The sequence below is a fragment of the Hydrogenophaga pseudoflava genome, assembly GCF_004353865.1.
Taxonomy (GTDB): Bacteria; Pseudomonadota; Gammaproteobacteria; order Burkholderiales; family Burkholderiaceae_C; genus Hydrogenophaga; species Hydrogenophaga pseudoflava.
The window spans coordinates 3,846,377-3,859,966 of sequence record NZ_CP037867.1 but is presented as its reverse complement, the minus strand read 5'-3'; the positions used below and the strand labels follow the sequence as shown (position 1 = coordinate 3,859,966).

Annotated in this window: 9 protein-coding genes; 4 read left to right on the top strand and 5 right to left on the bottom strand. The window is 68.8% G+C overall.

Annotation, left to right across the window (positions count from 1 at the left end; translation table 11 throughout):
* The first annotated feature begins 7 nt into the window (after positions 1-7).
* Together HPF_RS18530 and HPF_RS18525 are read left to right on the top strand one after the other, a co-directional pair.
* Positions 8-832: an undecaprenyl-diphosphate phosphatase gene (locus tag HPF_RS18530; protein WP_133157472.1), complete on the top strand. Its 825-nt coding sequence runs from the start codon at positions 8-10 to the stop codon at positions 830-832.
* 28 nt (positions 833-860) lie between these two features.
* Positions 861-2,132: an MFS transporter gene (locus HPF_RS18525; RefSeq protein ID WP_133157471.1), complete on the top strand. Its 1,272-nt coding sequence runs from the start codon at positions 861-863 to the stop codon at positions 2,130-2,132.
* A 15-nt stretch (positions 2,133-2,147) separates the two neighbouring features.
* Here HPF_RS18525 and HPF_RS18520 read toward each other — a convergent pair whose 3' ends face one another.
* Genes HPF_RS18520 through mutS form a run of 4 tightly spaced genes read right to left on the bottom strand, consistent with a single transcriptional unit; the run spans position 2,148 to position 8,365 of the window.
* The gene (locus tag HPF_RS18520; protein WP_133157470.1) at positions 2,148-4,052 is read right to left on the bottom strand and encodes a PAS domain S-box protein; all 1,905 of its coding nucleotides are present in this window, start codon (positions 4,050-4,052) and stop codon (positions 2,148-2,150) included.
* Between the two features lie 34 nt (positions 4,053-4,086).
* Positions 4,087-4,941 (bottom strand): alpha/beta fold hydrolase, encoded by an 855-nt coding sequence (locus HPF_RS18515; RefSeq protein ID WP_133157469.1) that lies wholly within the window; start codon positions 4,939-4,941, stop codon positions 4,087-4,089.
* The gene (locus HPF_RS18510) at positions 4,941-5,768 is read right to left on the bottom strand and encodes a proteasome-type protease (RefSeq protein ID WP_127805445.1); all 828 of its coding nucleotides are present in this window, start codon (positions 5,766-5,768) and stop codon (positions 4,941-4,943) included. The genes HPF_RS18515 and HPF_RS18510 overlap by 1 nt, the downstream gene beginning before the upstream one ends.
* Positions 5,765-8,365: a DNA mismatch repair protein MutS gene (gene mutS, locus HPF_RS18505; RefSeq protein ID WP_133158165.1), complete on the bottom strand. Its 2,601-nt coding sequence runs from the start codon at positions 8,363-8,365 to the stop codon at positions 5,765-5,767. The genes HPF_RS18510 and mutS overlap by 4 nt, the downstream gene beginning before the upstream one ends.
* A 205-nt stretch (positions 8,366-8,570) precedes the next feature.
* Here mutS and HPF_RS18500 point away from each other — a divergent pair, with 205 nt between their 5' ends.
* Positions 8,571-11,807 carry a PAS domain-containing protein gene (locus HPF_RS18500; RefSeq protein ID WP_165961741.1) on the top strand — a complete coding sequence of 1,079 codons (3,237 nt, stop codon included), beginning with the start codon at positions 8,571-8,573 and terminating at the stop codon, positions 11,805-11,807.
* Positions 11,808-11,814: 7 nt separating this feature from the next.
* Here HPF_RS18500 and HPF_RS18495 read toward each other — a convergent pair whose 3' ends face one another.
* On the bottom strand, positions 11,815-12,723 hold the full coding sequence (locus HPF_RS18495; RefSeq protein WP_133157467.1) for an inositol monophosphatase family protein: 909 nt from the start codon (positions 12,721-12,723) through the stop codon (positions 11,815-11,817).
* Positions 12,724-12,840: 117 nt separating this feature from the next.
* Here HPF_RS18495 and HPF_RS18490 point away from each other — a divergent pair, with 117 nt between their 5' ends.
* Positions 12,841-13,590 (top strand): RNA methyltransferase, encoded by a 750-nt coding sequence (locus HPF_RS18490; protein WP_133157466.1) that lies wholly within the window; start codon positions 12,841-12,843, stop codon positions 13,588-13,590.

The following is a 13,590-nucleotide window of genomic DNA, read 5'->3' as shown; positions in this document are numbered from 1 at the left end:
CCTCACCATGGACCTCCTGCTGCTGATCAAGGCCGCCATCATGGGCGTGGTGGAAGGGCTGACCGAGTTCCTTCCGATTTCGTCGACCGGCCACCTCATCCTGGCCGGCACGCTGCTGGACTTCCACGACGAACGCGCCAAGGTGTTCGAGATCGCGATCCAGACCGGCGCCATCTTCGCGGTGATCATCGTGTTCTGGCAGCGCATCCGGGCCACCATCGTCGGCCTGCCGTCCGAGCGGGACGCGCAGCGCTTCGCGCTCAACGTGGTGATCGGCTGCGTGCCCGCCGTGGTGCTGGGCCTGCTGCTGGGCAAGGCCATCAAGGCCCACCTGTTCACGCCCACGGTGGTGGCGCTGGCCTTCATCGCCGGCGCCTTCGTGATCCTCTGGGCCGAGCGGCGCCCGCCGTCGGCCGCGCGCGTGCAGTCGCTGGACGAGCTGACGCCGCTGGACGCGCTCAAGGTCGGGCTGGCGCAATGCTTCGGCCTGGTGCCGGGCACCAGCCGCTCGGGCTCCACCATCATCGGTGGCATGCTGTTCGGCCTCTCGCGCCAGGTGGCGACCGACTTCAGCTTCTTCCTGGGCATCCCGATCCTGATCGGCGCCGGGGGCTACAGCCTCTACAAGGAGCGCGCGCTGCTGTCGGCCGCCGACATCCCCATGTTCGCGGTCGGTCTGCTGTTCGCCTTCCTCAGCGCCTGGGTCTGCATCCGCTGGCTGCTGCGCTATGTGGCCAGCCACAGCTTCGTGCCCTTCGCCTGGTACCGGATCGCCTTCGGTGTGCTGATCCTGCTGACCGCCCACTTCGGCTGGGTCGACTGGTCGGCCTGAGGGCGGAGAACACGGCCCGGTGACCACCATGGGTTCGCTGCTCTGGCGGCTGTCCACGCTGCTCGGTGGCGTCGGGCTGCTGGTGGTGGGCGTGGGCCTGCTGTTCTCGGTGCTGGGCTTGCGTGCGGGGGCGGCCGACTTCTCGCGCCTGGCGCTGGGCCTGGTGACATCGGCCTACTTCGCTGGCTTCGTGCTGGGCACCTACCTCTGCCCGAAGGTGATCCGCCGGGTGGGCCACATCCGTGCCTTCGCGGCCATGGCCTCGCTGGCATCGACCATGCCGATCCTGCACGCGCTGTGGATCGACCCCTGGTTCTGGGGCCTGTTGCGCCTGGTCACCGGCGTGTGCATGGTGGGTCTGTACATCGTGGTGGAGAGCTGGCTGAACGCGCTGGCACCCAGCGAACACCGCGGCAAGCTGTTCGCGGTCTACATGGCGATCAATTTCGTGGCGCTGGCGTTGGGGCAGTGGCTCATCCTGGTGGGTGACCGGCTGGGCTTCGTGCCGTTCGCGTTGGTCTCTGTGATGTTCTCGTTCGCACTGCTGCCGATCACCATGACGCCGGTGGACGAACCCGAGCCGGTGCAGGCGCCCCGGCTGAGCATGCGCAGCCTCTACGACGCGTCGCCCATGGGCATGGCGGCGGCGCTCTGTTCGGGGCTGGTCACCGGGTCGTTCTACGGGCTGGCGGCGTCGTTCGCGCAGGGCGCCGGGCTGGGCGATGGCGCTGTGGCCAGTTTCATGGCCGCGACCATCCTGGGTGGAGCGGTGTTCCAGTGGCCGGTCGGGCATTTCTCGGACACCCACGACCGGCGCCTGGTGCTGCTGTGGGTGTGCCTGCTCGGTGCAGGCCTGTGCGGCCTGGGCTGGCTGGTGGCGGGCATCGCGGCGCCCTGGCTGCTGGCGCTGGCGCCGCTGCTCGGCGGCCTGATCTTCGCGATCTATGGCCTGGGTGTGGCGCACGTGAACGACGTGATCGACTCCAGCCGGCTGGTGGAGTTCACCGGAGGCCTCCTGCTGCTGCACGGCGCCGGCGCGGCGCTGGGACCGGCCCTGGCCGGTACGGTGATGGAGGTGGCCGGTTCCGACAGCCTGATGCTGTGCTTCGCTGCGGTGCTGGGCGGGCTGGCGATCTACACCCTCAAGCGCCTGGGGGTCGCCGGCCCGGTGCCTGCCGAGGACAAGGCGCAGTTCGTGCTCATGGGCGGAGGATCCCAGGCGGTGCTGCAGATGGACCCGCGCCAGTCCGGGGCAACAGGCCCGGACGATGCGGCGTCCGCCAGCACGCCGCCCCACTGAACGTCCCAGGCGGGGTCAGGCGGGATCGCCCAGCGTGAATCCGAATGTGGCTCCCGCGCCCGGACGGGCTTCGGCCCGCAATTCCCCGCCATGGCGCTGCACGATGCGGCGCGCCGTGGCCAGGCCGATGCCCAGACCGGCGAACTCGCTCGGTCCGTGCAGGCGCTGGAAGGGCTGGAACAGCTTGCTGGCGCGCGCCATGTCGAAACCCGTGCCGTTGTCGCTGACGCAGAACTCGCGCCCGCCATCGGCCTTGCGCGAGAACACCCGGATGCGGGCCGGTGCCACACCGGAGGTGTACTTCCAGGCGTTGTTCAGCAGGTTCTGCATCAGCGCCTCGATCAGCGCCGGATCGGCCTGCACGAGCAGGCCGGGCTCGATCTCCCACTCGACCGCGCGCTGGGGTTCGGCCACCGACAGCTCCTCGAGGATGCGGGTGGCGATGGCGCTCAGGTTCACGTTCTCGCGTTGCACCTCGCCGCGTGAGTACTGCGAGAGCTTGAGCAGCCCGTCGATCAGCTCGCCCATCTTCTTGCTCGCGCCCATGATGCGGCCGAGGTGTTCCTGGCTGGCGGTGTCCAGGCCCGGGTTGTCTTCCCGCAGGGCCTGCGCGAAGCCATTGATGATGCGCAGCGGCGACCGCAGGTCGTGCGCCACCGCGTACGAGTAGCTCTCCAGCTCGTCGTAGGCGTCTCGCAGCGCGCGTGTGCGGTCGCGGATGCGCTGCTCCAGCGTCGCGTTGAGCTGCTGGAACTCCAGTTCGATGCGTTTGCGTTCGGTGATGTCCTGCGTCACGCCCAGGGCCCGGATCGCGCGGCCCTGGGGGTCGCGTTCGAACTCCGCCTTCACCGAATGCCAGTACTCGTGCCCGTCAAGAACGACCCGGTACTCGATCTCGTAGACGGCCTCTCCCTTGACGGCCCGTGGCCACAGCGCCATCACCCGCAGGCGGTCGTCGGGGTGGATCATGTCCAGCATGTCCTTGATGCCGTATTCGTTGGACGGGAAGGAGAGGAAGGACTCGCTCTTGGTGAGGTTGCCGATCCGGCCGGTGGCGAGGTCGGCCTGCCAGGCGCCGATGTTCGCCAGCTTCTGTGCCTGGCTCATGAGGTTCTGGCTGGTGCGCAGGGCCTCTTCCGCGGCCTTCTGGGCGCTGATGTCCTGCACCACCGCTATGAGGTAATCGGGCTCGCCGCTGGATTTGCGCACCAGCGCCACCGTCAGCTGGACCCACACGATGTGTCCGTGCTTGTGCCGGTAGCGCTTCTCCAGCATGTAGCTGATCCGTGCGCCGGTCAGCGCCTCGTCGAGCATGCGCAGGTCGGGGCCGATGTCCTCGGCGACGGTGATGTCCTGGAAGCTCAGGTGCGCCAGCTCGTCCTTGCTGTAGCCGACCATGTTGCAGAAGGTCTGGTTGGCGCGGAGCAGCCGGCCTCGGGTGTCGACGTGGGTGATGCCCGATGCCGCGTGCTCGAAGGTGTCCAGGAGGTGCTGCTGCGCCAGCCGGATCTGCCGGTCCGCTGCCTGCAGCTGCCGGTTGCGCGACTGCATCAGCGCAATCGCCCCGACCACCACCAGCTGGGTGATCAGGTGCCAGGTGTTGAGCCAGAAGGCTTCCTCCAGGTTCTGGAACACGAAGGACCCGTAGGGCGGCACCATGAAGAAATTGACCAGCAGCATGCCCAGTGCGAGGCTGACCAGTCCGGGGCCGAGCCCGCCGTAGAGGGCCGAAAGCGCCACCGCGAGCGCAGGGGTGATGAAGCGCCCGCCGGAGTCGGCCGGCGCCAGTGCGACGCGCGCCCAGACCGCGATCAGCGTCAGCACGATGGCCGCTCCATAGCGCAGCCAGGCCGGGTGATCGGTCCAGTCGAGGAGGGCACGGCCGGCAGTGGCCGTGTGTGGGTTGGACGCAGCGCTCATGGTGCTTGAAGCATCCTACCCCGGGTACCCGGGATCAAGCGCCGGAAAAGCCCGGATTTTTCAGCGCCTGCAGGCAGGCGTCGATGGCCGCAGCGGTCTCGTGCGGGCGTTCCATGGGGAACAGGTGGCTGCCCGGGAGCATGCGCAGGCGCCCGGGATGGGGGCCCACCAGCTTGTGCGTCATGGCCATGCCGACCTGTTTCATCTCCTGCGAGTCGTGGCCACCCAGGAAGCCCACCGGGCACTGCAGCGGGTGGCGCCGCAGCAGGCGGTCGAGGTTGTGCGGCAGGGTGTTGTAGATCGCGGTCTCGATGTCGCGGTCGAACGCCAGCACGCGGCGTGGCCCCTGGGGCGTGGTCGCATCCAGCGTGCCGTGTTCGATGTAGTCGCGCAGCACCTGGGGGTCCCAGGCGGCGAAGGCCTTCTTGCGGGCAAAGTGGTCGAAGGCCGCCTGGGCATCGGGCCAGCTGTGGCGGCGGATGCGGCTGATCTTGCCGGGCGAGATCGATCCCACCAGCTGCGCGCGCTTGGCCAGCTCCAGCGCCCGCGCCCGCCAGCCGCCCAGCACCGGCGAGTCGATCAGCAGCACGCCCTGCACGCCGTGGCCGCCGAGCCGGGGGTGGCGCGCGGCGCACATGATGCTCAGGAAGCCGCCGAGCGAGTGCCCGACCAGCCAGGCGGGCTTGCCGTGCTTCTCGATTTCCGGGCCGGCGAAGTCGGCGAGCTGCTGCACCAGGTGCGGCCAGTTGCTGGTGACCGGGTACTTCGGGTCGTGGCCGAACTTCTCCACCGCACGCACCGCGTGGCCGCGCGCCCGCAACGACTTGAACAGCACGCCGTAGGTGCTGGCCGGGAAGCTGTTGGCGTGGGAGAAAACGATCAGGGACATCAGATCAGCTTCTCTTTCGGGTTCGTGATCTTCTTGAGGGGCTGGCTGCGCGTGCTGCAGCCCATCAGCGGCACGGTGGTCGGCGAACCGTCCCAGACCGGATGCTCGATGGCGTCGAACACCTCGCGCAGCTTCTGGCCCCAGGTGTTGCGCACCATGCGGAAGTAGGGGTTGTTTTCGTCGATGCAGGTGATCCGGTCGGTCTTGAGCGCGTCGGCCTCGTAGACCACCAGGTCCAGCGGCAGGCCCACCGACAGGTTCGACTTGAGCGTGCTGTCCATCGACACCAGCGCGCACTTGGCGGCCTCGTCCAGCGGTGTGTCGGGTGTGATCACACGGTCCAGCACGGGTTTGCCGTACTTGGATTCGCCGATCTGGAAGAAGGGCGTCTCGGGCGTGGCCTCGATGAAGTTGCCGGCCGAGTAGACCTGGAACAGGCGCATGCCCTCGCTGCCGATCTGCCCGCCGAAGATCATGGACACGTTGAAGTCCACGCCGGCGCGCTTGAGCGCCTCGCCATCGCGTTCGAACACATGCCGCACGGCCGATCCCAGCACGCGCGCGGCGTCGAACATGCTCCTGGCGTTCCAGATGGTGACCGGGTCGCCGCCCTCGTGGTCGGCCAGCTGCTCGACCTGCAGGATCTCGCGCACCGACTGCGAGATGCTCAGGTTGCCGGCCGAGAGCAGGCACATGAAGCGGTCACCCGGCTTCTCGTAGACGATCATCTTGCGGAAGGTGCTGATCTGGTCCAGGCCCGCGTTGGTGCGGGAATCGGAGAGAAAGACCAGTCCGGCCTTGAGTTTGACGGCGACGCAGTAAGTCATGGTTTCGTGGCGAGTTTCTTGAGGGCGTAGAGCTGGTCCAGCGCCTCGCGTGGGCTCAGCGCATCGGGGTCGATGGTGGCCAGGGCGGCCAGCACCGGGGGCGTTTCAGGTTCGGGTGGGGCCGGTGGCGGGGCGAACAGGTCCACCTGCACACGGCTGCTTTCGCTGTGCGCCTCCAGCGCGGCCAGCGCGTGCTTGGCGTGCTGTACCACCGCGCCGGGCACGCCGGCCAGGCGAGCGACCTGGATGCCGTAGCTGCGGCTGGCCGGACCGGGCTCGATCTGGTGCAGGAACACGATGCCGCTCTTGCCGCCGCCCTCGACCGCGCTCACGTGCACGTTCACCGCGCCGTGGTGGGTGGCCGGAAACTCGGTGAGCTCGAAGTAGTGGGTGGCGAACAGCGTGAAGCAGCGCGCCTTGTCGTGCAGGTGGGCGGCGATGCCACCGGCCAGGGCCAGGCCGTCGAAGGTGGAGGTGCCGCGGCCGATCTCGTCCATCAGCACCAGGCTTTCGGGCGTGGCGGCGTGCAGGATCTGCGCCGCCTCGGTCATCTCGACCATGAAGGTCGACTGCGCGTTGGCCAGGTCGTCGGCCGCACCGATGCGGGTGTGGATGGCGTCGATCGGGCCGAGGCGGCAGCTGGCGGCGGGCACGTACGAGCCCATGCTGGCCAGCAGCACGATCACCGCGACCTGGCGCATGTAGGTGCTCTTGCCGCCCATGTTGGGGCCGGTGATGACCTGCATGCGCTGCTTGCCGCCCAGCACGGTGTCGTTGGCAATGAAACTGCCGCCGGTGGTTTCGTTCAGGCGCGCTTCCACCACCGGGTGGCGGCCGCCGCGGATCTCGATGCAGGGCTCGGGCGCGAACGTGGGCTCGGCCCAGTTCAGCGTCAGCGAGCGTTCGGCCAGCGCACACAGCGCGTCCAGCGCGGCCATGGCACGGGCCAGTTTCGTCAGCGGGTCGATCCAGGACTGCATCTCGTCGAGCAGCAGCTCGTAGAGATATTTCTCGCGCGCCAGGGCACGGTCTTGCGCGCTGAGCGCCTTGTCTTCAAAGGCCTTGAGCTCGGGCGTGATGAAGCGCTCGGCGTTCTTGAGCGTCTGGCGCCGGCGGTAGTCGTCGGGCACCTTGTCCAGCTGGCCCTGCGTGACCTCGATGTAGAAGCCGTGCACCTTGTTGAACTGCACGCGCAGGTTGGCGATGCCGGTGCGCGCGCGTTCGCGGGTTTCGAGGTCGATCAGGAAGCCGTCGCAGTTGGTCTGGATGGCGCGCAGCTCGTCGAGTTCGGCGTCGAAGCCGTCGGCGATCACGCCACCGTCGCGCACCAGGGCGGCCGGCTCGGGCGCGATGGCCTGGGCCAGCAGCTCGGCACAGCCCGCGGGTGGTGTCAGGTCGGCGGCGATGCGCTGCAGCAGCGCGGGTGGCGTGGCGCCCAGGCCGGTGGCCAGCGCCTTCGACAGCTGCAACGACCGGCCCAGCGTCGCCGTCAGACCCACCAGCTCGCGCGGGCGCACCTGGCGCAGTGCGGTTCGGGCGGTGATGCGCTCGACGTCGCTCGACCCCTTGAGTTCAACACGCAGCGTTTGCCACAACCCACCACGCAGCCGGTCGATGGCGGCCAGCCGTTCCCGCGCCTCGGTGCGCTCGCGCCTCGGCGACAGCAGCCAGTGGCGCAGCGCGCGGCTGCCCATGCCCGTGTGGCAGGTGTCCAGCAGCGAGAACAGCGTCGGGCTGGTCTCGCCGCGCAGGGTGTGGGTGAGTTCGAGGTTGCGCCGCGTGTTGACCGGCAGGTCGATCAGCTCGCCGCTGCGCGCCACCTGCAGGCTCCTGATGTGGGTGAGCGCGCGGCCCTGCGTGTGTTCGGCGTAGGCCAGCAGCGCGGCGGCCGCGGCGTGCGCGTCCTTCAGGTCCTGCGCGTCCCAGGCGCCCAGGCTGGCGGCCTGGAGTTGTTCGAGCAGCTTGCGCTCACCCAGCCCGGCGTCAAAGGCCCAGGCCGGCCGCACCACGGCCACGCAGCGCGCGCCGCTGGGCAGGGGCTGGGCGCTGATCTGCTGCAGCGATTTCTCGAACGCGGGGGTCACCTCGGCGCTGTAGAGCACCTCGCCGGGGCCGACGCGGGCGATCCAGTCGGCCAGCTCGTCGCTGGCGCACTGCGCCAGGAACACGATGCCCTGCGTCACCGACAGCCAGGCCAGGCCCAGGCCGGTGCGGGCACCGGGGTGTACCGCCATCACCAGCGCCTCGGTCTTGTCGGACAGCAGCTCGGTGTCGGTCAGCGTGCCGGGGGTGACCACGCGCACCACCTTGCGCTCCACCGGCCCCTTGGCGGTGGCCACGTCGCCCACCTGCTCGCAAATCGCGACCGACTCGCCCAGCTTGATCAGGCGCGCCAGGTAGCTCTCGACCGAATGGAAGGGCACGCCGGCCATGATGACCGGCTCGCCGGCCGACTGGCCGCGCTGCGTGAGTGTGATGTCCAGCAGCCGCGCGGCCTTTTCCGCATCGGCGTAGAACATCTCGTAGAAGTCGCCCATGCGGTAGAACAGCAGCGTGTCGGGGTGCCCGGCCTTGAGGGCCAGGTACTGCTGCATCATGGGGGTGTGGCGGTCCAGCGGGGCGGTCAAGGCAAGTCCGGGAAACAGTGCACAAAAGCGACCTACTTTAGCAGTTCGGGGTCTTCCCGCAGTGCGACCTTGTGACCCACAATGGGCCATTGTCTGTCCGCAGAGCCCTGTCTTTTTGAACATGCCGCCGTCCACCAGCGCGTACCCGTCCGGAACCGGTTTGTCCGCTGCGGTCATGCCCCTGCCGTTCGAGCAGATGTTCGAAGACGCCCCGTTCGCTGCCTCGCTGTCCCGGCGCGCGGATGGCCGTCTGGTGGCGGTCAATCAGGCGTGGGAAGCCCTTTCGGGCATCGCCCGTGACCAGGCCATCGGACGCTCCACCATCGAACTGGGGCTGTGGCCCGACGCCACCCAGCGCCAAGCCTATCTCGACTCGCTCAAGGAGCAGGACAAACCCCGTTGCACGGTGATGATCGACGGCCGCGCGCGCCACCTGCGCCTGCACACCTCGATGCTCGGCGGGGACGAGCTGCTGCTGGTGTACCTGCTGGACATCAGCCATGAGGTGGCGCCTGAAAAGGAGCGCGACCGGACCCAGAAGGAGCTGCGGGCCGCCAACCTGGACCTGCAGCACCAGGTGGAGCTGCATGCCGCCATCGAGAAGCTGGCCATGGTCGGTCACTGGACCAATGCACACGACGACGACACGGTGAACTTCTCACCCGGTCTGTTCGAGATCACCGGTCTTGCACCGGCCACGACGCTGGAGCGCACCGTGGGACGTGGCGGCATCCATCCCGACGACATGCCGGCCTGGCTGGAGGCCCGAGCGGCGCGCGACGGGCGCGAGCTGGATTTCCGGTGGACCCGGCCGGATGGCGCGATGCGCTGGATGCGCACCCGCATCAGCCAGACCGCCGTCAAGGGCATTCCCCAGACCGACTTTGGTGTGGTGCAGGACATCACGGCCCAGCGCGAGGCCATCGACGCCCATGTGAAGCAGCTGCAGTTGCTGCAGCACATCACGGCCCGGGTGCCCGGCGTGGTGTTCCAGTCGCGCATGCCCGTCAAGGGCTGGGGCAGCTTCGAGTTTGTCAGCGACATGGTGCGCGACCTGTTCGACCTGACGCCCGAGCGGCTGTACCGGGACGGACGAATCCTGTTCAGCCGGGTGCATGCGGACGACCAGCAGGCCATGGCGCACTCGATATGGGATTCCACGAAACGGCTGGTTCCCTGGCGCACGGCGTTCCGGGTCAGCCATCCGGGCAAGGGCACGCGCTGGTGCAGTGCGGAAGGCCTGCCGCAGGCGCAGCCGGATGGTTCGGTGCTGTGGCACGGCTATGTCCACGATGTGACCGAGGCCCGCCAGGCCGCGCAGGCGCTCGACCGGCAGCACCGGATGCTGGACGCTGTGCGGCAGGCGCAGGCCGCCTACATCGAAGCCGACGACAAGCGGCAGGCCTTCGAAGGGCTGCTCAAGGCCTTCCTGTCGGTGACGAACAGCGCTTACGGCTTCGTGGGCGAGGTGCTGTACGACCCGCAAGGGCAGCCGTACCTCAAGTCGCATGCGATCACCGACATCTCCTGGGACGAGGCGTCCAGGCGTGTGTTCGCCGAGCAGATGGACTCGGGCATGGAGTTCCGCAATCTGAAGACCCTGTTCGGGCACGCGCTGCTGACCGGCGAGACCGTGCTCACCAACCACCCGGAAACCGACGCGCGCCGGGGGGGGCTGCCGCACGGCCACCCGCCCATGCACTCGTTCCTGGGGATTCCGCTGGAGGTCGGTGGCCGGCTGATCGCCATGGTGGGGTTGGCCAACGCCACCGACGGCTACCGCGAGGACGATGTGGAGTTCCTGCAGCCGCTGCTGGGCACGGTGCGGCAACTGGTGCTGGCCCGGCGCGGACACGACGAGCGCCAGCGCTCCCGCCAGCAGCTGCAGGCCACCAGCGCCTTGCTGGCCGACAAGACTTCGGCCCTGCAGGTCACGCTCGACACCATGAGCCAGGGCCTGTCCAAGATGGATGCCCAGGGGCGGGTGACCGTCTACAACCGGCGCCTGCTGGAGATGCTCGACCTGCCCGACGAGCTGATGTCCCGGCAGCCCACGCAGGACGAGGTCGTCGCTTTCCAGACGGCGCGCGGAGATTTTGGTGTGGACTACGGCCTGGTTGAGCCAGGGGCGCGCCGCTATGTCGAGGCCGATGCCGGACCTGTGCCCGACCGCTACATGCGCCGCACATCTGACGGCCGTGCGCTGGAAATACACAACCGGCCACTGCCCGACGGTGGCATGGTGCGCACCTACTCGGACGTCACGTCCTACATCGAGGCCGAAGAGGCGCTGAGGGATGAGCGCCAGCGCCTGGAGTGGGTGCTGGAGGCCACCGGCCCCGGCATCTGGGAACTCGACATCACCACCGGCCTCACGCACTACAGCGACCGTTGGGCAGGTCTGCTGGGCTACCGCCTGGAGGAGCTGCAACCGCCCACGCGCGAGACCTGGCAGGCGCTGGTGCACCCCGACGACCTTGGCCGGGCGCAGTCGCTGCTGCAGGCCCACCTGCGGGGCGGAACACCGGTCTACGACTGCGACCTGCGCATGCGCCACAAAAGGGGCGCATGGCTCTGGTTCAACGACCGCGGCCGGGTGCACCGTCGCGACGAGGCCGGCCGGCCGCTCTACATGTCGGGCACGCTGCTGGACATCCACGAACGGGTCACGGCGCAGGAGGAGGTGCGCGCGCTCAACGCCAGCCTGGAGCGGCGCGTGGCCGAGCGCACCGCCGAGCTGGAGCGCTCGATGCGCGACATGGAGGTCATCTCGTACTCGATCGCCCACGACCTGCGGGCGCCACTGCGCTCGGTCAACGGGTTCGCATCGCTCGTCGGCGAAACCGACGGCGAGCGCCTGAGCCCGGAAGGGCGGCTGATGTTCGAGCGCATCGTCAGCGCCTCGCGCAACATGGGCCAGATGATCACGGACATGCTGGAGCTGCTGCGCGTGGTGCGGGTCGAGATCGAGCCGGTGTCGGTCGACATGAACGCGCTGGCCCGTTCGGTGGCCGAGGCGCTGGCACCGGGCGTGCCCCACGCCAGGGTCCAGTTGCATCCCCTGCCGCGGGTGATGGGTGATGCCAAGCTGCTGCGCCAGCTGCTGTCCAACCTGATGGACAACGCGCTGAAATACTCGCGCCACCTGGAGTCGCCGCTGATCGAACTGGGCTTCGATGCGGCGCGCCGGGCGTTCTATCTCCGGGACAACGGCATGGGCTTCGACATGGCACACGCCCAGAAACTGTTCGGATTGTTCCAGCGCCTGCACGCCGGTGCCAATGCACCGGGCGGCACCGGCGTGGGGCTGGCCATCGTGGCGCGCACGCTGGAGCGCCATGGCGGCCGCATCTGGGCCGAGGCCCGGCCTGGCCATGGGGCCACCTTCTGGTGGACCCTGCCGATGGACTGAGGCCCGGTCAGAACGGTGCGGAGGGCTCCGAGGGCGGGGTGTCTTCGCTCGCGGCTTCCGGGGCCTTGGCAACCGCCTGCCGCACCGAGGCCTTGTCGCCGGCGCTGGCGAACTTGCTGTACTTGCCGGTCAGGCCCACCAACTGCCCGTAGATGCGCGGGTTGGCGGCGAGGCACTCGCGCTGCTCCAGGAAATCGGCCTCGCCGGTGAAATTGCCGATCAGGCCACCGGCCTCGGTCACCAGCAGCGCCCCCGCGGCCACGTCCCAGGGCGAGAGGCCCATCTCGAAGAAGCCGTCAGAGAAACCGGCCGCCACATAGGCCAGGTCCAGCGCGGCAGAGCCGGGGCGTCGCACGCCGGCGCACTTGGGCATCACGTCGGCCAGCATCTGCAGGTAGGTCTGGAACGCGTCGCCCGGGCGGAACGGAAAGCCGGTGGAGATCAGGCAGTCGCGCAGCGTGGTGCGCTTGGCGACGCGGATGCGCCGGTCGTTGAGGTAGGCGCCGCGGCCCTTGGTCGCGCAGAACAGGTCGTTGCGGGTCGGGTCGTAGACCACAGCCTGCTCGATGCGGCCGTTCACCATGAGCGCGATGCTCACGCAGTAGACCGGGAAGCCGTGGATGAAGTTGGTGGTGCCGTCCAACGGATCGATGATCCAGACGTGGTTCTTGTCGCGGCCCTTGCCTTCGCGTCGTCCGGATTCTTCGGCCCAGATGCCGTGGTCGGGGTAGGCCGTCAGCAGGGTCTCGATGATCGCGGCCTCCGCCGCATGGTCGATCTCGGTCACGAAATCGTTGGTCTGCTTGGTGGTCACGCGCACGGTTTCGACATCGAGGGCGGCGCGGTTGATGATGGCGCCGGCGGCGCGGGCGGCCTTGATGGCCACGTTCAGCATGGGGTGGAGGTTGGACGACATGAATTGTGTTCCTTGACGGCGCCGCAGAAAGCGGCCGTGGGCAGGGGGAAGAACGGGAGCGCGGTGTCCGGCGATGCGGGCGGCGACAATACCCGTCATTTTACCGGCTCACCCGACATGCGCACCCGCTTCATCCTGATCCAGACCAGCCATGCCGGCAATGTGGGCGGCGCCGCCCGCGCCATGAAGGTGATGGGCTTCGACGATCTGGTGCTGGTGGCGCCGCGCTGGCCGAATGTGCTGCGCAAGGACGAGACCATCCAGCGCGCCAGCGGCGCCAACGACGTGCTGGCCAAAGCGCGCATCGTCGAGACGCTGGACGAGGCGCTTGAGGGCGTGAGCCACCTCTGCGCCACGGCCATGACACCGCGCGACTTCGGCCCGCCCACCAGGGCGCCGCGCGAACACTTTGCGCAGTTCCTGGCCGGGACCGCCGCGCCGGACGCGGTGCAGCCCGAAGGCGTGGCCTTCCTGTTCGGGTCGGAGCGCTTCGGCATGCGCAACGAGGACGTCTACCGCTGCCACGCCTGCCTGTCGATCCCCACCAGCGAAGGCTTCGGCTCGCTCAACCTCGCCGCCGCGGTGCAGCTGATCGCCTACGACTGGCGCCAGGCGCTGGGCGGTTTTGCGCTGCCGGCGACCACGCCCCAGCGCCCGGCCGCCGATGCGGCGGCGGTGGCCGGCATGCTGGGCCACCTGGAGCAGGCCCTGGTGGCGGTCGATTTCCTCGACCCCGCCGCGCCCAAAAAGCTGATGCCGCGGCTGAACGCGCTGTTCAACCGGGCGCAACCGACACCGGAGGAAATCCACATCCTGCGCGGTGTCGCCAAGGCGATGCTGCAAACGGCCGAGCGCGCGAAGCGCTAG

Excerpts from the sequence above, each read along its gene's own strand:
- HPF_RS18515 (WP_133157469.1), bottom strand. The coding sequence starts at position 4,941 with ATGTCCCTGATCGTTTTCTCCCACGCCAACAGCTTCCCGGCCAGCACC.
- HPF_RS18495 (WP_133157467.1), bottom strand. The coding sequence starts at position 12,723 with ATGTCGTCCAACCTCCACCCCATGCTGAACGTGGCCATCAAGGCCGCC.
- mutS (WP_133158165.1), bottom strand. The coding sequence starts at position 8,365 with ATGATGCAGCAGTACCTGGCCCTCAAGGCCGGGCACCCCGACACGCTG.
- HPF_RS18525 (WP_133157471.1), top strand. The coding sequence starts at position 861 with ATGGGTTCGCTGCTCTGGCGGCTGTCCACGCTGCTCGGTGGCGTCGGG.
- HPF_RS18500 (WP_165961741.1), top strand. The coding sequence starts at position 8,571 with ATGCCCCTGCCGTTCGAGCAGATGTTCGAAGACGCCCCGTTCGCTGCC.
- HPF_RS18520 (WP_133157470.1), bottom strand. The coding sequence starts at position 4,052 with ATGAGCGCTGCGTCCAACCCACACACGGCCACTGCCGGCCGTGCCCTC.
- HPF_RS18530 (WP_133157472.1), top strand. The coding sequence starts at position 8 with ATGGACCTCCTGCTGCTGATCAAGGCCGCCATCATGGGCGTGGTGGAA.
- HPF_RS18510 (WP_127805445.1), bottom strand. The coding sequence starts at position 5,768 with ATGACTTACTGCGTCGCCGTCAAACTCAAGGCCGGACTGGTCTTTCTC.
- HPF_RS18490 (WP_133157466.1), top strand. The coding sequence starts at position 12,841 with ATGCGCACCCGCTTCATCCTGATCCAGACCAGCCATGCCGGCAATGTG.